At 49.1% G+C, this 20,297-nt stretch carries 17 protein-coding genes; 14 read left to right on the forward strand and 3 right to left on the reverse strand.

Annotation, left to right across the window (positions count from 1 at the left end):
- Nucleotide 1 precedes the first annotated feature (1 nt).
- From purD to ligA, 8 genes are all read left to right on the forward strand, one after another.
- Nucleotides 2–1,258, forward strand: coding sequence for a phosphoribosylamine--glycine ligase (purD, locus tag ACHA8N_RS04865; protein ID WP_393964917.1), 1,257 nt, complete (start codon nucleotides 2–4; stop codon nucleotides 1,256–1,258).
- A gap of 220 nt (nucleotides 1,259–1,478) precedes the next feature.
- The gene (locus ACHA8N_RS04870; RefSeq protein ID WP_393964918.1) at nucleotides 1,479–3,218 is read left to right on the forward strand and encodes an adenine deaminase C-terminal domain-containing protein; all 1,740 of its coding nucleotides are present in this window, start codon (nucleotides 1,479–1,481) and stop codon (nucleotides 3,216–3,218) included.
- 67 nt (nucleotides 3,219–3,285) lie between these two features.
- Nucleotides 3,286–3,600, forward strand: coding sequence for a YerC/YecD family TrpR-related protein (locus ACHA8N_RS04875; protein WP_012369366.1), 315 nt, complete (start codon nucleotides 3,286–3,288; stop codon nucleotides 3,598–3,600).
- A 39-nt stretch (nucleotides 3,601–3,639) separates the two neighbouring features.
- Nucleotides 3,640–5,019 carry a TrkH family potassium uptake protein gene (locus ACHA8N_RS04880; RefSeq protein WP_147512322.1) on the forward strand — a complete coding sequence of 460 codons (1,380 nt, stop codon included), beginning with the start codon at nucleotides 3,640–3,642 and terminating at the stop codon, nucleotides 5,017–5,019.
- A gap of 12 nt (nucleotides 5,020–5,031) precedes the next feature.
- A complete protein-coding gene (locus ACHA8N_RS04885) occupies nucleotides 5,032–5,256 on the forward strand; it encodes a hypothetical protein (RefSeq protein WP_393964919.1) in 225 nt (74 codons plus the stop codon).
- Nucleotides 5,257–5,340: 84 nt separating this feature from the next.
- Entirely contained in the window at nucleotides 5,341–6,024 is a 684-nt protein-coding gene (pcrB, locus tag ACHA8N_RS04890; RefSeq protein WP_393964920.1) for a heptaprenylglyceryl phosphate synthase, read from the forward strand.
- Nucleotides 6,025–6,068: 44 nt separating this feature from the next.
- Nucleotides 6,069–8,294, forward strand: coding sequence for a DNA helicase PcrA (gene pcrA / locus ACHA8N_RS04895; protein ID WP_393964921.1), 2,226 nt, complete (start codon nucleotides 6,069–6,071; stop codon nucleotides 8,292–8,294).
- A gap of 14 nt (nucleotides 8,295–8,308) precedes the next feature.
- A complete protein-coding gene (ligA, locus tag ACHA8N_RS04900; protein WP_393964922.1) occupies nucleotides 8,309–10,303 on the forward strand; it encodes an NAD-dependent DNA ligase LigA in 1,995 nt (664 codons plus the stop codon).
- Nucleotides 10,304–10,391: 88 nt separating this feature from the next.
- On the opposite strand, the gene ACHA8N_RS04905 is transcribed toward ligA, so the two are convergent.
- Complete coding sequence (locus ACHA8N_RS04905) at nucleotides 10,392–10,967, reverse strand: class D sortase (protein WP_393964923.1); 576 nt, start codon at nucleotides 10,965–10,967, stop codon at nucleotides 10,392–10,394.
- Between the two features lie 134 nt (nucleotides 10,968–11,101).
- On the opposite strand from ACHA8N_RS04905, the gene ACHA8N_RS04910 reads away from it, so the two are divergent.
- From ACHA8N_RS04910 to ACHA8N_RS04920, 3 genes are all read left to right on the forward strand, one after another.
- Nucleotides 11,102–12,280 carry a CamS family sex pheromone protein gene (locus ACHA8N_RS04910; protein WP_393964924.1) on the forward strand — a complete coding sequence of 393 codons (1,179 nt, stop codon included), beginning with the start codon at nucleotides 11,102–11,104 and terminating at the stop codon, nucleotides 12,278–12,280.
- Nucleotides 12,281–12,455: 175 nt separating this feature from the next.
- The gene (locus ACHA8N_RS04915) at nucleotides 12,456–13,310 is read left to right on the forward strand and encodes a MurR/RpiR family transcriptional regulator (protein WP_147512315.1); all 855 of its coding nucleotides are present in this window, start codon (nucleotides 12,456–12,458) and stop codon (nucleotides 13,308–13,310) included.
- A gap of 12 nt (nucleotides 13,311–13,322) precedes the next feature.
- Entirely contained in the window at nucleotides 13,323–14,498 is a 1,176-nt protein-coding gene (locus ACHA8N_RS04920; protein WP_393964925.1) for an amidohydrolase, read from the forward strand.
- A gap of 61 nt (nucleotides 14,499–14,559) precedes the next feature.
- On the opposite strand, the gene ACHA8N_RS04925 is transcribed toward ACHA8N_RS04920, so the two are convergent.
- On the reverse strand, nucleotides 14,560–14,751 hold the full coding sequence (locus ACHA8N_RS04925) for a YwbE family protein (RefSeq protein ID WP_012369376.1): 192 nt from the start codon (nucleotides 14,749–14,751) through the stop codon (nucleotides 14,560–14,562).
- Nucleotides 14,752–14,937: 186 nt separating this feature from the next.
- On the opposite strand from ACHA8N_RS04925, the gene ACHA8N_RS04930 reads away from it, so the two are divergent.
- The 3 genes from ACHA8N_RS04930 to glsA all read left to right on the forward strand — a co-directional run bounded on the left by ACHA8N_RS04930 (nucleotide 14,938) and on the right by glsA (nucleotide 19,457).
- The gene (locus tag ACHA8N_RS04930) at nucleotides 14,938–15,798 is read left to right on the forward strand and encodes a DnaJ C-terminal domain-containing protein (RefSeq protein ID WP_393964953.1); all 861 of its coding nucleotides are present in this window, start codon (nucleotides 14,938–14,940) and stop codon (nucleotides 15,796–15,798) included.
- Between the two features lie 7 nt (nucleotides 15,799–15,805).
- Nucleotides 15,806–18,379 carry an ATP-dependent chaperone ClpB gene (gene clpB / locus ACHA8N_RS04935; RefSeq protein ID WP_393964926.1) on the forward strand — a complete coding sequence of 858 codons (2,574 nt, stop codon included), beginning with the start codon at nucleotides 15,806–15,808 and terminating at the stop codon, nucleotides 18,377–18,379.
- Between the two features lie 145 nt (nucleotides 18,380–18,524).
- Nucleotides 18,525–19,457: a glutaminase A gene (glsA, locus tag ACHA8N_RS04940; protein ID WP_147512311.1), complete on the forward strand. Its 933-nt coding sequence runs from the start codon at nucleotides 18,525–18,527 to the stop codon at nucleotides 19,455–19,457.
- Here glsA and ACHA8N_RS04945 read toward each other — a convergent pair.
- A complete protein-coding gene (locus ACHA8N_RS04945) occupies nucleotides 19,454–20,236 on the reverse strand; it encodes a CHAD domain-containing protein (protein ID WP_147512310.1) in 783 nt (260 codons plus the stop codon). The two genes, glsA and ACHA8N_RS04945, sit on opposite strands and share 4 nt — an antisense overlap.
- Between the last annotated feature and the right edge of the window lie 61 nt (nucleotides 20,237–20,297).

Here is a 20,297-nt window from a genome sequence, read left to right on the forward strand (position 1 = left end):
AGTGAAAGTATTAGTAGTCGGTAAAGGTGGACGCGAGCATGCACTCGTATGGAAATTGGCACAGGATGTCCGGATCGAGACGATTTATGCAGCACCCGGAAACGTCGGAATGACGGAAGCGGTCTGTGTGCCGATCCGGGAAGACGCAATTGAAGAATTGGTTCGGTTCGCGCGGGATGAGCAGATTGACTGGACGATTGTTGGACCAGAGGGACCGCTTGTGCTCGGAATCGTCAATGCGTTTCAAGCAGCTGGACTAAAGATTTTTGGACCGTCACGCGAAGCGGCGGCGATTGAAGGCAGTAAACAATTCGCTAAAGCCTTGATGGACCGGGCCGGTATTCCGACGGCCGACTATGCCGTCTTTACATCAGCGGTGGAAGCAAATGCCTACATCCGCAAGCAGGGGGCGCCGATCGTCATCAAAGCCGACGGCCTCGCGGCAGGGAAAGGTGTAACGGTTGCAACAACGACGGATCAGGCGATTCAGGCAGTCGATGAGATTTTTGCCGGTGACTTTGGTCAGCAGAGCAGTGTCGTCATTGAAGAATGTCTCGTCGGCGAAGAATGTTCACTGATGGCATTCGTACACGAAGAAACCGTCATTCCGATGGTGTTGTCGCAAGATCATAAACGGGCCTTTGACGGGGATACCGGTCCGAATACAGGCGGAATGGGGGCGTACAGTCCCTTGCCACAATTTGACGAACAAGCTGTGACGGAAGAAGCGATGCAACGTGTCATCCGTCCGCTCGTCGAGCAGATGGCAAGCGAAGGGATTCCGTTTACCGGCTTTTTATATGCGGGTCTGATGTTGACGAGTCGCGGACCATCCGTCATTGAGTTCAACGCCCGTTTCGGTGATCCGGAAACAGAAGTGATTCTGCCACGGCTCGAGACGGAGTTGCTTGACGTCATCATGCCATTGATGCAAGGTGACATTCCAGAAGTCGTCTGGTCGGATGAAGCGGTCGTCGGTGTTGTCATCGCGGCAAACGGTTATCCGGAACAACCGATTACGGGGCATCCTATTCACACGTCGACGATCGGCTCTGATGTTCTCATTTTCCATGCAGGAACGGTCGCAGGCGATGATGAGGTCATCTTATCAGCCGGAGGACGCGTCCTTGTCTGTGTGGCTAAAGCAAAAGACATGAAGCAAGCCGTATCGACCGTTTACCGCGGACTCGATTCGTTTGACCGGACCGGCTTCTTTTACCGGACGGATATCGCCAAAAAAGCATTTCGTACGACATGATTTGTTAACTGCAACAAGCCGGTTCCTCTCACATCATTGAGGGAGGACCGGTCTTTTTTTTGAACAACACGGCGAACGCTACTTGTCTTCCGTGGCAGTTTTGTGTTAATTTGGCGAAATGAATCGAATTGACGACGAATAAGCTTGAAACTTTTCCGGTAACATTTTAGTATAAGAACTATAAGAAAGCGTTTTCATATAAAAAGGAGGTCGAGCTTTCATGAAAAAAAATTGTGGACGGTCCCCATGGACGAAAACAGAAGTCCGCACGCATCAAGCGGTCATCAACGGAAAGCTTGCACCTACACTCGTGATTGAAAATGCGACGTACTTAAATCAAGGACTCAAAGCATGGCGGACGGCTAACATTTGGATCAGCGGCGACCGAATCATCTACGTCGGACCGGACATGCCGGAAACGGCAGATGAAGTCTACGATGCGACGGGCAAATTCATCGTCCCCGGTTACATCGAACCGCATGCCCATCCGTTTCAGTTGTACAATCCGGCGACTCTCGCAAAATTTGCGGCAGAACGCGGCACGACGACACTCGTCAACGATAATATGCTGCTTTTATTAGAACCGACGGAGCAAGCGTTTGCGCAGGTTGACGCACTGGCAGACCTGCCGACATCGATGTACTGGTGGGCACGACTCGACGCTCAAACGGAACTGGATGCCGACAGCATCACGATTGATAACCGACGGATTCAAGCATGGCTGAAGCATCCCCAAGTCATCCAAGCCGGTGAATTAACAGGGTGGCCGCGTTTGTCGCAAGGCGATGACGAGCTGTTGCAATGGATGCAGGATGCGATGAAGCTCGGCAAGCCGATTGAAGGACATTTTCCGGGTGCTTCTGCCAAGACATTGACGAAAATGGCTCTGTTCGGTGTCACAAGTGACCATGAAGCGATGACGGTCGAAGAAGCGCTGACCCGTCTTGAACTCGGCTACACGACGACGATCCGGTATTCGTCGATTCGTCCCGACTTACCGGATATTTTTGCGGGACTCGTTGAAGCGGGATTACAGAACTATGAGAAGGTGCTCGTGACGACAGATGGATCGACTCCATCCTTTTATAAAGCCGGACTGATGGACGAGACCATCCGATTGATGCTTGCCGCGGGGATTGCTCCGGAGGAAGCGTACCGGATTGCTTCGTATAACGCAGCGCGTCACTTTAACCTTGACCATCTGCTTGGCAGTATCGCACCCGGACGGATTGCGCATTTAAACATCCTTGAGGCAAAAGAGAATCCGACGCCGGTCGATGTCGTAGCCCGCGGCACCTGGGTCCGGAAAAACGATATTCCGTGTTATCCGGTCGAAGCATTGGATCGGGCAATCGATTTGATGCCGGCCTCACAGGTGGGAATTGATTTGACGGAACAAGACTTTTCCTTCAGCATGCCGGTTGGTCTTGAAATGGTCAATTCGGTCATCATGAAGCTGTATCAAGTCGAACATGATACAAGCATGCAGGTATTACCCGCCGGATGTGATGAGTCATTTTTGATGCTCATCGACCGCGAAGGCAAATGGCGTCTGAATACGGTCTTAAAAAACTTTGCGACGCATGTCGGCGGACTTGTCAGTTCGTATTCGATCAGCGGCGATATCTTATTGATCGGAAAATCGAAACGAGACATGCAGATTGCCTTTGAACGGATGAAGTCATTCGGCGGCGGTGTCGTCCTTGTCGATGAGGGGGAAGTAATCGCAGAAGTTCCATTGACCTTGATGGGGCAAACGTCCGATTTACCGCTCGAAGATTTGATTGTGCAGGAAACGGCACTTCGGGAAGCTTTGTTTGCACGCGGCTATCAGTATGAAGATCCCATTTATACACTCTTGTTCTTGGCGTCGACGCACCTGCCGTATGTCCGGATTACGCCGCAAGGAATTTATGAAGTGTTACGGAAAAAAGTACTTTTCCCGGCAATTTTGCGCTGACGCTTGAAATTTAAAACGTCGCACTTTAAACTGTTAAAGAGCAACACATGGGAAAGGGAGTTAGACGATGCAACTCGATAAATTGCGTGGAAAAGAACTCGATCAATTATTTACAGCCATCATGAAGATGGATTCATTAGAAGATTGTTATACCCTGTTTGAAGACTTAGCGACGGTCAATGAGATTCAGGCATTGGCACAACGTCTCGAAGTCGCCCGTCAGTTACGTGAAGGTAACACGTACCATAAAATCGAAAAGGCGACAGGGGCTTCGACAGCCACGATTTCGCGTGTGAAACGGTGTCTGAATTATGGTTCCGGCGGCTACGATTTGGCGCTCGCACGATTAGGTCTCGTAGAGGAGGAAGTAGCGGATAACTAACCGGTTATCCGCTATTTCTGTGAAGGAGGACGAAGCCGGATGGATTTAGCGTATCAACAAAAATTGCAACACTTCATTCGAAAACTGACGCCGATCCAGTCACTCGTCATTATTTATTTTATCGCCGTTATCATTGGCGTCATTTTACTTGGGTTGCCCTGGTCGACACAGGGAAATTACAACTGGGATTTCACGGATCTTGTCTTCATGGCGGTCAGTTGTGTCAGCGTGACGGGATTGACGACAGTCTCTGTCTCGGACACGTTCACGACATTCGGTTACTTCATGATCATGATTCTCGTGCAGGTCAGCGGAATCGGATTGATGTCGTTGCATATCGCGATGTGGGTTATCCTCGGCAAACGGATCGGTTTTCGGGAACGGCAACTCGTTGTCCGTGACCAAAACCAGACGACGATGCAAGGAGTCGTCAAATACATTCGCGAAGTCATTCTGATCATCCTATCGATTGAAATCATTGGAGCTTTGATTTTAGGCTTATATTATACGAAGTACTTTCCGACGCTGGGTGAAGCGATGTTACAAGGATTGTTTGGTTCTGTCAGTGCGACGACCAATGCCGGGTTTGATATTACCGGAGAATCGTTATTGCCGTTTCGCGGGGACTTATTTGTCGTGTTCATGCAGATTCTGTTATTGACGCTCGGGGCGATTGGTTTCCCGGTCTTGGTTGAAGTCCGGCGCTATATCTCTTACCGGGCGACACGCCAATCAACGCGTCAACCGTATCATTTTTCATTATTCACGAAATTAACGGCTTCGACGTTCTTTATTTTGGTCCTGTTCGGAACAGCCAGCCTGCTGCTGTTTGAATGGAATCAATCCTTTAAAGGGTTGCCGGTCGGTGAAAAGCTGGTTGATGCCTTGTTCCAATCCGTGACGACCCGAAACGGCGGGCTGACGACGGTCGATATCACGACCTTCTCGCAAGCCTCGATTTTCGTTTTATCGATTCTGATGTTTATCGGGGCGTCGCCCTCCTCCGTCGGGGGAGGGATTCGGACGACGACGTTTGCCGTCGCCGTGCTCAGCGTCGTTGCCTTTATCCGCGGGGAGTATGGGATTAAAATTTTTGGACGTGAGATCGGACAGTCCGATATTTGGAAAGCGTTTGTCGTCATCGTCGTCTCGACCGGCGTGACGATGATCGGGTTGATTGTCTTATTGATCTTTGAAGATGCTCCGTTCCTGGTCTTGTTTTTTGAAGCCTGTTCGGCGTTTGGAACAACTGGATTGTCACTTGGGATTACGAGTGAGTTATCCGATGTCGGCAAATGGACCTTATCGGTCTTGATGTTCATCGGACGAATCGGTGTCATTTCCTTTGTGCTATTGCTCAAAGCCAACCAGCCGAAACGGAATTACAATTATCCAAAAGAATCGGTCATCATCGGTTAAGGAGGTTGCGTCATGCAACGTGCATTTTGGATCAACTTTGGTTATATCTTCATGGTTCCGGCTTTGCCGTTTCTGGCGATCGTCAACGGACGGGCGCTCTGTTCGCCGGACTCACCGTTACTGGATGTGCCGGTGCTTGGTTTTTTCTTGGCTGAACCATGGGCGTTTGCCGTCCTCTATGCCTTTGTCGCGCTGGGTCTTGCCGCGTTGTTGACGAAACGCCAAGTCCGGACTTGAAAGGCTTATCCCATCCCGCTCTGCGCGAGATGGGATTTTGTTTTATACTGGGTACAGAGAATGAGAAGAGAGGATGGAACGAACATGTTGTTACCCTATAATGAATGGCGTCATGTCTTTAAACTCGATCCGGCAAAGGAGATTGAAGAAGAGATTCTTCAGGCGATTGCGACTTCAGGAACCGACGCTATCATCGTCGGAGGAACTGATGACATCACACTCGATGCGACACTTGATTTACTGATGCGATTGCGTCGTTATCCGGTGGCTGTTGCCCTGGAAGTATCAGAGCTCGAAGCGGCGACGATGGGGTTCGATACGTATTTGACACCAAGCGTCCTCAACAGCGGAACGCTTGAGCACGTCATCGAAAAACAAGTCGAGGCGCTGGAAGAAGTCGGTCACATGCTCGCGCATCAAGATCTCGTCGGGGAAGGGTATATCGTTCTGAATCCTGATGCCAAGGTCGCTTGCGTCACGCAGGCCAAAGAGCTCACGGATGATCAAGTGGTCGCTTACGCGCAACTGGCGGACAGCGTCTTCCGGATGCCAATCATTTATTTGGAGTACAGCGGAATCTATGGAGATCCGTCGTTGGTCGCCTCGGTCAAACGTGTCTTGAAGCAAGGCCGTCTGTTCTATGGCGGGGGAATCGATTCCGTCGAACGGGCGCAGGAAATGTTGGCACATGCGGATACAATCATCGTCGGCAACATCATCTATGAGAATTTAGAAGCAGCACTTGCGACAGTCACGGCAACACGATAAAATATAAGAACAAAAGTTCGGAATATAGAAATGAGGCTATTTAGATGTTTAATTTAAGTGAACAGCTTGTCAGCGGTCTGAATCCGGAGCAAGCAAAAGCGGTCAAACATACGGACGGACCCCTGCTGATCATGGCAGGAGCAGGATCAGGAAAAACACGTGTTTTGACACATCGCGTCGCCTATTTGATGGCTGCGAAACAAGTCGCCCCGTGGAACATCTTGGCGATCACGTTTACGAACAAAGCGGCACGCGAGATGCGTGACCGGATTTCCCGGCTCGTCGGCGGTGTCGCCAATGACATCTGGGTATCGACCTTCCACTCGATGTGTGTCCGGATGTTACGCCGGGACATCGAAAAAATCGGCTACAACCGGAACTTCACGATTCTTGATTCGAGTGACCAGCAGTCGGCGCTTAAACTTGTCTTAAAAGAACAAAACCTCGATCCGAAGAAATGGGATCCACGGTCGATGTTGTCGATCATCTCGAGTCAAAAAAACGAATTACGGAGCGCGGAGTTTTACGCCTCAATCGTCACGAACCCGTACGAAAAAACCGTTGCTGAAATCTACAAAGGGTACGAAGCCGTCTTACGCCGCAACAACGCGTTGGATTTTGACGACTTGATCGGGAAGACGACCGAGTTGTTCAAACAAAATCCGGATGTCCTGGCGTTTTACCAACGTAAGTTCCAATACATCCATGTCGATGAGTACCAAGATACGAACAAAGCCCAATATGATCTTGTCAATCTGCTCGCAGCGGCGCACCAAAATTTATGTGTCGTCGGAGACTCGGATCAATCGATTTACCGTTGGCGTGGGGCAGATATCGCCAATATCTTGTCGTTTGAGGAAGATTATCCGACAGCGAAAGTGATTCTGCTTGAACAAAACTACCGGTCTTCGAAACGCATTTTGGACGCAGCGAACCACGTCATTCAAAACAACAGCACCCGTAAAGATAAAAAACTGTGGACGGAAAACGCGGAAGGCGAAAAACTGGTGATCCATACAGCAGAAAACGAACGGGAAGAAGCGTTCTATATCGTCCAGGAAATCCGCAATGCCTTGCGTTACGGAATGAAATTAAACGATGTCGCGATTCTGTACCGGACCAATGCCCAGTCACGGGCGATTGAGGAAACGTTACTCAAATCCAATGTTCCGTACAAGATGATTGGCGGAACGAAGTTCTACGACCGGAAAGAAATCAAGGACGTCTTGGCTTACCTGCGTCTGATTTCCAATCCGAACGAAGATTTATCGTTTGCCCGCATCGTCAATGAACCGAAGCGTGGAATCGGCGCGACGACGATCGATAAATTACGTGATTTCGCGGACTTGCAGGGGGTTTCCCTGATGGAAGCGATCCGTGACATCGAATTGTCGAGCATCGCCCCGAAAACGGCAGCAAAACTGACGGACTTCCGGACGATGATTCTTGGTCTGCAACAGATGCAAGAGTTCATCAGCTTATCCGAGCTGGTGGAAGAAGTGCTTGAGAAGAGCGGCTACCGTCAAGTCTTAAAAGAAGACAAGACACTCGAAGCACAAAGCCGTCTTGAGAACATTAACGAGTTCATCACAGTTGCGCAAAACTTTGAAAAAGAAACGGCAAACGCGGATCCAGAAGAACAGACGATCATTGCCTTCCTGACCGATCTGACGTTGGTCGCCGATGTTGATTCCCTGGATGAAAGTGATCCGGGTGAACAAGTGACGTTGATGACGTTGCACTCAGCGAAGGGACTGGAATTCCCAATCGTCTTCTTGATCGGAATGGAAGAAGGATTGTTCCCGCACAGCCGTTCGCTGCAGGATGAAGATGAGATGGAAGAAGAGCGCCGTCTCGCCTATGTCGGCATTACACGCGCTGAAAAACGATTGTATCTCTCACACGCGCGAATGCGTTCGCTGTACGGTCGGACGAATGCCAATCTCGAATCCCGTTTCCTCGCCGAATTACCGGAGGAAGTGCTCGAGCGGACCGGCAAAAAACCAAAACCGTTGCCGTGGGAAGATCGTCCTGTTCCTCAAGGAAAGGCCGTCATCGGTCGGTCGGTCACGAAACCGACGGCCATGAAGACGTCCGGTGCTGAATCACTCGGCTGGAACGTTGGGGACAAAGCAGAACATGGGAAATGGGGACGCGGAACAGTCGTTCAGACACGCGGATCAGGCGACAGCTTAGAAATCGATATCGCCTTCCCGGAAGTCGGCGTCAAACGATTGCTTGCGAAATTCGCACCGATCAAAAAGGTATGAGTGGAGGCACCAAGATGACAGGACAAGTACGAATCGATGAATTGCGCCAGAAACTGAACCAGTATAGTTATGAATATTACGTCCAAGATCAGCCGACGGTACCGGACAGCACATACGATCAACTGTTGCGTGAACTGACGGAGCTTGAAACTGAAAACCCGGAGCTGATCACACCGGACTCCCCGACGCAACGTGTCGGGGCGGCTCCGCTCGACGCGTTCGAGAAGGTGACACATGACTTACCGATGTTGTCGCTCGGGAACGTATTTGATGAGACGGAGATTCGTGAGTGGGTCGCCCGGATTGAACGATCGCTCGGTCGTTCGACGACATATGTCGCCGAATTAAAGTTTGATGGTCTGGCGATTTCCTTAAAGTACGAAGACGGAAGTCTCGTCCGCGGCGCGACACGCGGCGACGGAACCGTCGGCGAGAACATCACGCAAAATCTGCGGACGATTAAAGCCTTGCCGCTGCGGTTACGTCAAAATGAAACGGTCGAGGTCCGGGGTGAAGCCTATATGCCTAAACAATCGTTCGAACGCCTAAATCAAGATCGGGCGGAACGAGAAGAGGCCTTGTTCGCCAACCCGCGGAATGCGGCAGCCGGAAGTTTGCGCCAGCTCGACTCGTCAATTACGGCGTCCCGTAATCTGTCGCTGTTCGTCTACGGTGTTGGTGTCAATACTCTGAGTGCCCGTTCGCACAGCGAAGCGATGCAACAACTGGCTGAACTCGGATTACCAACAAACAAAGAAATGAAGACGTGTGAAACGGTCGAAGAAATTTTAGCCTACATTGCTCACTGGACATTGGAACGTTCAAATCTGCCGTACGAAATCGATGGCATCGTCCTGAAAGTTGATCGTTATGACGATCAGGAAGAACTCGGTTTCACGGCGAAAAGTCCCCGCTTTGCAACAGCTTATAAATTTGCTGCGGAAGAAGTCATGACGACGGTCGAAGAAGTTGATTTCAGTGTCGGACGAACCGGGAAAGTCACGCCGCGTGCACGCTTTGCTCCAGTCGTCGTCGCGGGATCAACCGTCAGTTATGCGACACTCCACAACGCTGATTTCATTACGGAAAAAGACATTCGTCTGCACGATCAAGTCATCATCAAAAAAGCCGGCGATGTCATTCCTGCGGTCGTCAGCGTCGTCGTCTCGGAACGGACGGGGAACGAACAGCCGATTGAATTTCCGGTCCATTGTCCGGCCTGTCAATCCGAACTCGTTCGATTGGAAGGGGAGGCGGATATCCGGTGTGTCAGTCCCGAATGTCCGGCACAACTTGTGGAAGGCATCATCCATTTTGTATCGCGTCAAGCGATGAACATCGACGGTCTCGGCGAAAAAGTTGTTCGTCAATTGTATGAACACCAAGCAATCCGGACACTCGCCGATTTATACCGCCTCGATCGGGATGAATTGTTGACGTATGAACGGATGGGTGAAACGTCGGTCGACAATCTCCTGAACGCCATTGAAGCCTCGAAGCAGAACTCCTTGGAACGACTGATGTTTGGTCTCGGGATTCGATTGGTTGGTCAAAAAGCAGCTTTCTTGCTTGCAGAGCGGTTTGATTCACTGGATGGGATTGCGCAAGCAGAGTATGAAGAAATTTTAGCGATTGATGGGATTGGCAGTAAAATTGCAGACTCCGTCACGAAGTACTTTGAACATCCGGAAGCGAAAGGCTTAATCAAGGACTTAGCAGAACTCGGACTGAATCAACAATTTCTCGGACAACGGATCGATCAATCGAACGCACCGCTCGCCGGGAAAACGATTGTATTGACCGGAACACTCGAAACACTGAAACGTTCAGAAGCCGGCAAACGGCTGGAGTTGCTCGGGGCGGACGTGACCGGCAGCGTCAGTAAAAAGACGGATATTTTAGTAGCCGGAGAAAAAGCCGGTTCGAAGTTAACGAAAGCTGAGTCGCTTGGGATTGAGATTTGGAATGAAGCCCAATTGCTTGAAGAGTTGGCAAAATACGAAGGATAATATAAAACCCGTCAAACGGCTGGTTTGGATAGAAAAGGGAAGGCGACAGATTCATGCGCCTTCCCTTTTCGTATACGTATACAGTGAATCAGAGCGATTCTGTTTTGATCAAAATTCCTTGTTTAATCAAACGATTGGTCGCTGTTTCCGGAGGATCACATGTGATGAGAGTGATGGTTGCTTGCTTGACGTCTTGATTCAAGACGGAGACATCAGTTGGTTGGACAAGTTTTGAGGTCTTCATTTGGTACGTATAACGGTGACTGGTTGTCGTCACGAAGACAAGCGCGCCTGTCTTCAATTCCGGAAGGCGGTTAAAATGCAATCCTTTCGTGAAACTGCGGTGTCCCGCCAAGGCATAGTTCCCTTTTCCAGGAGCACCGGTCGCTTTGAGATGACCAATGCTTTGATCGAGAGTAGTCGTCGAAGCTCCTTCTAAGATGACCTGCTCAAAATCAAGCGACGGAATTGTCAGTAATCCGCTACCGTTCGTTGCTACAGGCTTCTTCGTTTCTTTGGCATCGACCGCTTGTAAATTTTGTGTCCACTGTTGTTTTAGTTCTTCAGCAGCCCGCGATTTTTGGTGATTGGTATAGAGCGGCCAAAGAATGAGCAGGATGCCGGCAATCAAGAGCATGAGACCTAGAAATCGTTGTCGTTTCATAAAAAAATCCTTTCATCTGCTGAAAAGCAGTGTATACTTTTTTGAAAATCAGGGGAAAACTACAGCTTCCCCGATGGAAAACTATTCTGTTATGATAGAGAGAACGATTTTAAAAACATGGGGTGCGAAAACAGATGAAATCTAAAAAAATAGTAGCGTTGACATTGACGAGTACATTATTTCTCGGCGCGTGTTCGTTTGATTTATCACAGAAAAGCGATACAAAAGAAGTTATTACAGAGAGCCAACAAGGAAAAGAAGTCCAGGCCGTCGTTAGTCCGGCGATTGATACGACTGATTCCTATTACCGGACCGTCTTACCGTTCCGGCCGAGTGTCGCCCGCGGGATGACACAAAAGCGAGTCAGTTCGCGTCTGGAGCTTGACGAAATCGAGACAGGATTGATGCGTCACTCCACTCAATTTTTTGCACCAGATAAATATTATTATCAGGAAGGACAATTGCTGGAAGCCGATCAAATTGCGCAGTGGCTTTTGCGAAAAGGGAAATCCGGCGATGGTGTCAGTGATCCGAACGGCTTGAACCCTGCGTATACGACCGGAAAATCTTACAAAGAAAAAAACCAAAAGTCTCCTTTGATTCTATCGCACATCTTGGAACAGGACTATATGTTGGAAGAAGATAAAAAACTCGAACTGGGTGGTACATCCGTTGCTTTGGTGTTAAACAGCGAATATGTTTTCCAAGACGAAAACTATGGTCCGACTTATACCGTAAAACTCGACGAGAAAAAAGTCATCGCCCAAGGCAAAAAGTTGGCAAACGAGCTGGTCAAGAAAATGCGGAAAACAGAAGGAGTAAAAACAACGCCGATTCACGTTGCTCTGTATCTTCAGGAAAGTGAAGGGTCACCGGTCTCCGGGCATTATGTCACATCCGCCTTCATCGGTCGCGGAAATCAAATCAGCGGCAATGACTGGAAAAATTACGACGAGAAATACTACTACTATCCGTCCAGTGCAGCGACAAAGGATGTTCGGGATGATGCGGCGAAATTCGATTTGTTCAAAGATCGTTTGGAAGATTACTTCCCGAACTACACCGGAATGATGGGGGAAGGTTTTTATCAGGGCGAGGAACTGAAAAAACTCGAAATTAAAATTCCCGTTCAATTTTATGGAAAAGCAGAACTTGTAGCGTTTATTCAATACGTGACCTACTTGCTCGAAAACCGTTGGGAATACAGTCGGAACGTCCCGACGACCATTACCGTCACAAATTTAAACGGGGATACGGAAGCGATGTTGTTCATCGAGCCGGACACGAAAAAGCCAATCGTTAAAATCCGTTAATGTTACGGAAGAAACAGATCTTTGCACAAGCAGGATCTGTTTTTTTGTATTGTCAGATTTCTTTGGATTTACGAAAGTCGTCTTGAGAGCGCATAATAGAGAAGAAGCATAATGCGGATCGGGCGGATTGACGCTGCGTTCGCCTGTTTTAATTCATGGTAAGGGAGCGAGTCGGATGAAAGGTGGTATTTTTTCACAAATTAGTGCCGTCCACGAAGAGTTGCCGTCTTCGTCACGGAAAGTCGCAGATTTTGTTTTAGCGCATATGAATGAGATTGCAGGAATGACGATTCATCATTTGGCAGAAGAATCGGGAACGAGTGCAGCAGCCGTGGTTCGGTTTTGCCGGGCACTCGGTTTAAAAGGATATCCGGAACTCCGGATGCGGATTTCAGCGGATACAGCACGGACAGATTTAAAAGGATACCATGATATCGAAAAAAACGAGCGCCCTGCCGATTTAGTAGAAAAGACGGTCAGCAACAGCATTCAAGCGTTACAGGATACGGCGAAACAATTGAGTGAAGTGCGGATTGCAGAAGCGACACAGGTTTTAGATCACGCACGGGCGATTTATTTTTACGGAATCGGTGCATCAAACGTCGTTGCGCTGGATGCCGCTCAAAAATGGACACGTGTCGGGAAGCTGACGATTCAGGAATCCGATCAACATCTCGTTGCGACGATACTCGCAAACGCAAGTCCGGACGATGTCTTTTTTGCGATTTCTTACAGCGGGGAGACCGAAGAAGTCGTGGAACTGATCCGCCTGGCGAAGATTCGGGGGCTGAAAATCATCAGTTTAACTCGTTTCGGAGATAATCGGATCAGTCAGCTGGCAGATATCGCACTCTGGACGTCACGTGCTCCGGAAGCTCCATTACGCAGCGCGGCTTTGAGCTCACGCCTCGCTCAGCTGTTTGCGATTGATGTGTTGTTTTTATCCTACGCGGCTGTCCATTATGATGATACGATCGAACGGCTACAGTATACACGGGAAAGTGTCAAAATGTTGCACAGTAAAAAATAAGGGGTGTACATAATGAAACAGACAGTGAAAGAGATGGTGGAGCAGTTATTTCCAGTGATGGTCGAACGGCGGCGGTATTTACATCAACATCCGGAATTGTCGTTTCATGAAGTCGATACCCCAAAATTCATTGCGGATCGATTGACGGAGCTTGGTATCGAAGTCCGGACCGGAGTCGGCGGGCGGGGTGTAGTCGGAACCATTCGCGGGGGAAAACCGGGAAAAACAGTCGCCCTGCGTGCAGACTTCGATGCGTTGCCGATTCAGGATGAAAAAGAAGTGGATTACCGATCGACCGTGCCAGGCGTCATGCATGCATGCGGACATGACGGGCACACAGCGACGTTGCTTGCGGTCGCAGAAATCCTTGCCGGTCAGAAAGAACAGTTGGCGGGAAACGTTGTCTTGATTCACCAACATGCGGAAGAAGTGGTTCCGGGCGGCGCACGGGATATGGTTGCTGACGGATGTCTGGACGGCGTCGACGTCATATTCGGAACACATCTGTGGTCGACGACGAAACTCGGAACAATCGGTTACCGGGTGGGTCCGGTCATGGCGGCGGCAGACAAGTTCGAGCTGACGTTGTTCGGACGCGGAGGACACGGCGCGAAGCCGCACGAAACGATTGATGCCGTCGTACTTGGGGCAACCGTCGTCAAGGAGCTGCAAAGTATTGTCAGCCGGCGAATCGATCCGCTTCAGCCGGCGGTCTTGACGATTGGAACACTGCATGCCGGGAATACGTTTAATGTCATTGCCGACAGTGCGGAACTGACAGGTACGGTTCGTACGTTTGATCCTGAAGTCGCCGGACAAATCGTCCATGAAATGGAACGGACCATCAAGGGGATCTGTGATGCGGCGGGGGCGACCTATTCGTTTGCGTACGAAAAAGGATATCCGGCGGTCGTCAACTATCCGGAAGAAACCAATTTATTGCGGACCGTCGCATCAGACATCATGGGTGGGGATCACGTCTTTGAAATCGCACCGACGATGGGCGGCGAAGACTTTGCTTATTATTTGCAACAAGTGCCGGGCACCTTCTTCTTTACGGGAGCAGGAGACGAAACATTTTATCCACATCATCATCCGAAGTTCGACTTTGAAGAACAGGCGATGCAGCATGCGGCTCGTATTTTAGTCGAAGTGACATTACGTTACCTCGAACACTCCGCTAATTGACGAAAAGGCACCCGCTCTCCGGCAGTTGACCGGAAAGCGAGTGCCTTTTTTGATTAAGGGGTTATAAGATTTCCTGAACCCGACCGACTTGACCATCTTCGAGACGGACTTTGATGCCGTGGGGGTGATTCGGCGACTTGGTTAACAAGTCTTTGACGATTCCTTCCGTCCGTTTGCCTGTCCGCTGATCTTGTTTTAACACGATACTGACGTGTTGTCCGATTTTGACATCGGCTCGTTTTTTTCCATCCATGTCTTGATCGCTCCTTTTTCCTAATGCTAGTTGTCAGTATATCATGGTTTTCTGAAACGAAACTTGTTTGAGGAAAATGCGTAAAGTGAAAAGAACAAAGCAACTGTTTAAAAAAAGTTTGACTATATTTGACCAATTGAGCGATCAATTTTATAATTAATGTACAGGATGAAAGTTAAGGGAGTGATGGAAGTGGCGAAAGATTATTATAAAACGCTTGGGATCGAAAAAACGGCATCGAACCAAGACATCAAACGGGCGTACCGGAAGCTTGCGAAGCAGTACCATCCGGATGTCAACCAAGAAGCAAGCGCGGACAAGCGCTTCAAAGAGATTCAAGAAGCGTTTGATATTCTTGGAGATGAAGAAAAACGGACACAGTACGACCGGTACGGCAGTGATTTTGACCGCATGAGCGGAGCCGGTCAGACAGCCGATTATGACGATTTATTCCGTCAGTTCAACGGGCGGCAGACACGTACGGGATCAGCGGGTCAATCGTTCGGGTTTGAAGACATGTTTGGTTCTTTCTTTAATCAAGAAGAAGAAACCGATGAAGAACTGGAACTGACTGTCCCGTTAAGTCACCTCAGTACGAATGAAAAGGTGACGATCAGACTGGCGACAGGCGCCATTCAAATGAGTCTTCCGACAGACGTGTATGACGGGAAAAAAGTCCGTTTGCGCGGTAAAAGCTCGTTGCGAAACCGACAAGGAGTGGCAGGCGATGTGTATGTCACGATTCATTTAAAGGATGATGACCGTTTCCGTCGTCATGAGACGGACGTTATCTCGACGATTCGTGTCTATCCGACGTTACTCGTCTTGGGCGGGGAAGTCGTCGCGGATACACTCGAAGGAAAACGGGTCAAACTGAAGATTAAACCCGGCACGAAACCGGGTTCCCGTCTCCGGATTCCTAATCGGGGACTCAGCAACCGGGAAGGACACCGCGGTGCCTTATTGGTTCAACTGGAGGTCAAACTACCGGAAATGGATTCAGCATTTTACGAAGAGTGGGAAAATCGTTTATCTGTGAAGGAGTGACGGAAAAATGGATTTTGAAAAATTAACCGATCGGGCACACGAAGCCATTGTGTCGGCACAAGCCATTGCTAAGCAACGCCGCCACAGCGAAATCACAGAATGGCATCTGTTGCTCGCGTTGATTTCGCAGGACGAAGGAATCGCCCGAATCGTCTTTGAAAAATTAGATCAACGATTGGATCAACTGGAAGCCGCTGTCAATGATGCAATCGGCCGGTTACCGGCATTGAGTCAATCATCGACGCCGCGCATCAGCAACTCGCTTCTGCAAGTATTGACAGAAGCGGAAACTGAGGCGCGACTCATGCAGGACGATTACGTGTCGGTCGAACATTTACTGCTCGGTCTCGTGAAACAATCGAGTCCTGCGACGCAATACTTGCGGAGTCAAAAAATCACAGAAGACGTATTGCGTGCAGCGATCGTCGAGATGCGGGGAAACCGGAAAGTGACGACTAAAAATCCGGAAGCGACGTTTGATGTCTTGAAAAAATACGGACGGGATCTGGTCGCGGATTTCCGATCCGGCAAAACTGATCCGGTCATCGGTCGTGATGATGAAATCCGTCGGGTCATTCGCATCCTCAGCCGGAAGACAAAAAACAATCCGGTCTTGATCGGTGAACCGGGGGTCGGTAAAACAGCGATCGTCGAAGGATTGGCACAACGGATTGTCCGCGGAGATGTACCGGAAAGTCTGAAAAATAAGCAGTTGTTCAGCCTTGATATGAGTACACTTGTCGCGGGAGCCAAATACCGCGGAGAGTTTGAAGAACGGCTTCAAGCCGTCTTGAATGAAGTTAAGGAAGCGGAAGGACAGATTTTATTATTCATCGATGAATTGCATACGATTGTCGGTGCCGGAAAAACGGACGGGGCGATGGATGCCGGAAACATGCTCAAACCGATGTTGGCCCGCGGTGAATTGCATTGTATCGGAGCGACGACGCTCGACGAATACCGGAAGTACATCGAAAAAGATCCGGCACTTGAACGTCGGTTCCAACAAGTCCTCGTCGCGGAACCGGATGTCGAAGATACGATTTCGATTCTACGTGGCCTGAAAGAACGGTTTGAGATTCATCATGGTGTCCGCATTCACGATAATGCGCTTGTCGCGGCAGCGACCCTGTCAGACCGGTATATTACGGATCGATTTATGCCCGATAAAGCAATCGATTTAGTCGATGAAGCATGTGCGATGATTCGAACGGATATGGAATCGATGCCGGCCGAATTGGATTCGTTGGTCCGGCGGGTCATGCAGCTTGAAATCGAGGAAGCAGCTTTGAAAAAAGAAACCGATGAAGCTTCACGAAAGCGACTGGATATCTTGCAACAGGAACTGAGTTCGGTCCGCGAAGATGAAAGTGCCTTACGGACCCGGTGGCAACGTGAGAAAGACAGCTCGCAAAACGTCCAACAATTACGGGCAGATCTTGAAAAGGCGAAGTTGGCTTTACAGGAAGCAGAAGGTCGGTACGATTTGAATACAGCATCCGAAATCAAGTACGGTCAGATACCGGCACTTGAAAATCAGTTGAAAGTAGCGGAAGAATCAGCGGAACACGTAGCGCATGAATTGGTTCGTGAAGCCGTGACTGACGAAGAGATCGCGGATATCGTCTCGAAGTGGACAGGGATTCCGGTCAGTCGGCTTGCCCAAGGAGAGCGGGAAAAATTATTGTATCTTGAAGATACCTTGCATCAACGGGTGTTCGGTCAAGAAGAGGCGGTTCGTCTGGTTTCGGATGCTGTCATCCGGGCACGGGCCGGCATCAAGGATCCGAACCGTCCGATCGGTTCGTTCTTATTCCTCGGACCGACGGGTGTTGGAAAAACAGAGCTTGCCAAAGCACTTGCAGCGGCGATGTTCGACAGTGAAGAACACATCGTACGGATTGATATGTCAGAGTATATGGAAAAGCATAACGTATCGCGTCTGGTAGGAGCGCCTCCCGGTTATGTCGGGTATGAAGAAGGAGGGCAGTTGACGGAAGCAGTCCGTCGGAGTCCGTATTCGGTCCTCTTGTTTGACGAAATCGAGAAGGCACACGGGGATGTTTTTAATATCCTTTTGCAAGTCTTGGACGACGGACGTTTAACAGATGCCCAGGGACGAGTGGTTGATTTTAAAAATACGATTGTCATCATGACGTCAAACATCGGCTCGAACATCCTGCTTGAAGCAGCAAAAGACGGTCACATCGATGCAGGGGAAGAAGAAGCGGTCATGAACGAATTGAAAAATCATTTCCGACCCGAGTTCTTGAACCGGATTGATGATACGATTTTGTTCCATCCATTGCAACGGGCGGAAATCGAGCGGATCATCGATAAAGCAGTCAGCAAAATGGCTGACCGTCTGTCTGGTCGTGAGATTACGATTGATGTAACGGACGCCGCGAAGACGTTGATTTTTAATGAAGCGTTTGAACCGCAGTACGGGGCACGCCCAATTAACCGGTATATTCAACGGACGATTGAAACGAAGCTTGCACGTGCTTTGATCAGTGGAGCTATCCAAGACGGCTCCCATGTTGCGATTGACACGGATGGGTTTGAGTTAGTCATTCGATGAAGAAATAAGAAAAGGTCGCCTCCTCCTTTAACGATTAAAGGAGAGGCGACCTTTTTAACGGGATGAAACAGGAAACCGAAGAACAGCATATCTCGTTTCTGTAAAGCATGATAAGCTATTAAAAACGACAGGAAGAGGGACTTCAATGAATGTAACGCAACAACAACTCGAAGAATTAATCGCTGAATGCCGTCCGTATACAGTCCTCGGACAGGTGGCCAGTTATATACCGGAACTTGCCAAATCGGAACCGACACAGCTTGGTATTGCCGTCTGTAATGCAGATGGCAGTTTTGTTTCGGCGGGAGACGCCGAAACGATGTTCACTTTACAAAGTGTATCGAAAATCATTACGTTGGCATTTGTCCTCGAGACATTTGGTGAAGACTATGTTTTCTCGAAAGTCGGAATGGAGCCGACGGGTGATGCCTTCAACTCGATTGCGAAACTGGAAGAGACGATTCCGACAAAACCGCTGAATCCGATGATCAATGCCGGTGCGCTGGCTGTTACGAGCATGTTGCCTGGAGAAAATGCTGCAGATAAATTGGACCGGTTACGTCAATTCATTGCCGATTTACTCGATATTGATTTCGAAATGGTCAAATATGATGCCGAAGTCGCCAAATCCGAATTTGAGACGACGGATTTGAATCGTGCCTTACTCTATTTCATGCGGTATCATGGGGTCATTGAAGGAAACGTCGAAGAAATCATCGATGTCTATACGAAACAGTGTGCGATTTTAACCAATTGTAAAGGACTCGCGATGATGGGGAAAATTTTAAGTCAGTCCGGTAAAACTCCTTCCGGCCATCAAGTCATTTCCCGACGTAATGCCCGAATCATCCGGGCAATCATGACGACATGCGGCATGTATGATGCGTCCGGTGAATTTTCTGTTCAAGTCGGATTACCGGGGAAAAGTGGTGTGTCCGGAGCCATCGTCGCGTGCGGTCGAAGCGATTTTGATATGGCGGATCTTGGTATCGGTATTTTTGGACCGGCACTGGATTTAAAAGGCAATTCGATTGCCGGAACAAAGATGCTTGAATTACTTGTCCAGCGCCATCCTTAACTAAAGGAGAGCTGATCGAGCCGTTTTGACAGTTTTTTCTCCAAGCGGTCGATTTCTTTTTGTTGCTCGATCCGTTGAGCAGCTGGAACGGTAAAAATTCGCCAACGTTCGAGACGATTATACGTGTCGTTGATATCGCCGAGCTGTGTTTGAATACGCTTCAGTCGATCGACGGAAGATTTGGGGACATCTGTGTACGGACGTAAATACTCGACTGTATAGCGGTAAAATTTTGTCGCGAGCCGAAGTTCATGCATCATGTGGATTCGTTTACGGCCTTCCTGATGTTGAACTTTTTCGTAGTGAAGCTTTTTTTTGTCAAATCGTTTTTCAGCCGTTTGCAACAACTCTTGTTCATCCATTCGTTTTAATTGTTTGGTCAAGCGGCCGGCCAAAAATCGCCGGACGGACCGGTCGAGCTCATCGGAAATCAGCAGGTGCATCGTTTCAAGCAACGTAGCCCGCTTGCCTTGAAGTTGAAGCGCCAAATGCTCGGCAAATAACTGTTCAATGGGAGAATCGACGGGTTGTTGACTCAGTTGGACGTCCAAATCCCGGACTTGACCAAAAGCAGCCATCAAACGTTTCCAAATCAAATAAATCGGTTCTTCCGTTTGATCCAACAGTTTAGCGAAAGTAATCAGCTTACGTAAACGGATCCGTGCCTGATGAACATCTTCCGGATTGTTAAACGTTTGCGCCTCTTTGGCATAATGATTAAACGTTGACCATGTTTCAAGTAACTCAAACGTCAAATTTTCAGCATCACGATGCTTCATATGAATCCCTCCTTCAATCATTTACGTAGAATAAAAAATAAACCTGAACAGTTTAATAAAA

It is taken from the genome of Exiguobacterium sp. S22-S28, from assembly GCF_043359615.1.
Classification (GTDB): domain Bacteria; phylum Bacillota; class Bacilli; order Exiguobacteriales; family Exiguobacteriaceae; genus Exiguobacterium_A.

Coding starts and splice junctions, on each gene's coding strand:
- ACHA8N_RS04870 (WP_393964918.1), top strand. CDS start 1,479: ATGAAAAAAAATTGTGGACGGTCCCCATGGACGAAAACAGAAGTCCGC.
- ACHA8N_RS04930 (WP_393964953.1), top strand. CDS start 14,938: ATGGAAGTGGCGAAAGATTATTATAAAACGCTTGGGATCGAAAAAACG.
- ACHA8N_RS04885 (WP_393964919.1), top strand. CDS start 5,032: ATGCAACGTGCATTTTGGATCAACTTTGGTTATATCTTCATGGTTCCG.
- ligA (WP_393964922.1), top strand. CDS start 8,309: ATGACAGGACAAGTACGAATCGATGAATTGCGCCAGAAACTGAACCAG.
- ACHA8N_RS04945 (WP_147512310.1), bottom strand. CDS start 20,236: ATGAAGCATCGTGATGCTGAAAATTTGACGTTTGAGTTACTTGAAACA.
- ACHA8N_RS04920 (WP_393964925.1), top strand. CDS start 13,323: ATGAAACAGACAGTGAAAGAGATGGTGGAGCAGTTATTTCCAGTGATG.
- ACHA8N_RS04910 (WP_393964924.1), top strand. CDS start 11,102: ATGAAATCTAAAAAAATAGTAGCGTTGACATTGACGAGTACATTATTT.
- pcrA (WP_393964921.1), top strand. CDS start 6,069: ATGTTTAATTTAAGTGAACAGCTTGTCAGCGGTCTGAATCCGGAGCAA.
- pcrB (WP_393964920.1), top strand. CDS start 5,341: ATGTTGTTACCCTATAATGAATGGCGTCATGTCTTTAAACTCGATCCG.
- ACHA8N_RS04915 (WP_147512315.1), top strand. CDS start 12,456: ATGAAAGGTGGTATTTTTTCACAAATTAGTGCCGTCCACGAAGAGTTG.
- clpB (WP_393964926.1), top strand. CDS start 15,806: ATGGATTTTGAAAAATTAACCGATCGGGCACACGAAGCCATTGTGTCG.
- glsA (WP_147512311.1), top strand. CDS start 18,525: ATGAATGTAACGCAACAACAACTCGAAGAATTAATCGCTGAATGCCGT.
- ACHA8N_RS04925 (WP_012369376.1), bottom strand. CDS start 14,751: ATGGATGGAAAAAAACGAGCCGATGTCAAAATCGGACAACACGTCAGT.
- ACHA8N_RS04905 (WP_393964923.1), bottom strand. CDS start 10,967: ATGAAACGACAACGATTTCTAGGTCTCATGCTCTTGATTGCCGGCATC.
- ACHA8N_RS04880 (WP_147512322.1), top strand. CDS start 3,640: ATGGATTTAGCGTATCAACAAAAATTGCAACACTTCATTCGAAAACTG.
- ACHA8N_RS04875 (WP_012369366.1), top strand. CDS start 3,286: ATGCAACTCGATAAATTGCGTGGAAAAGAACTCGATCAATTATTTACA.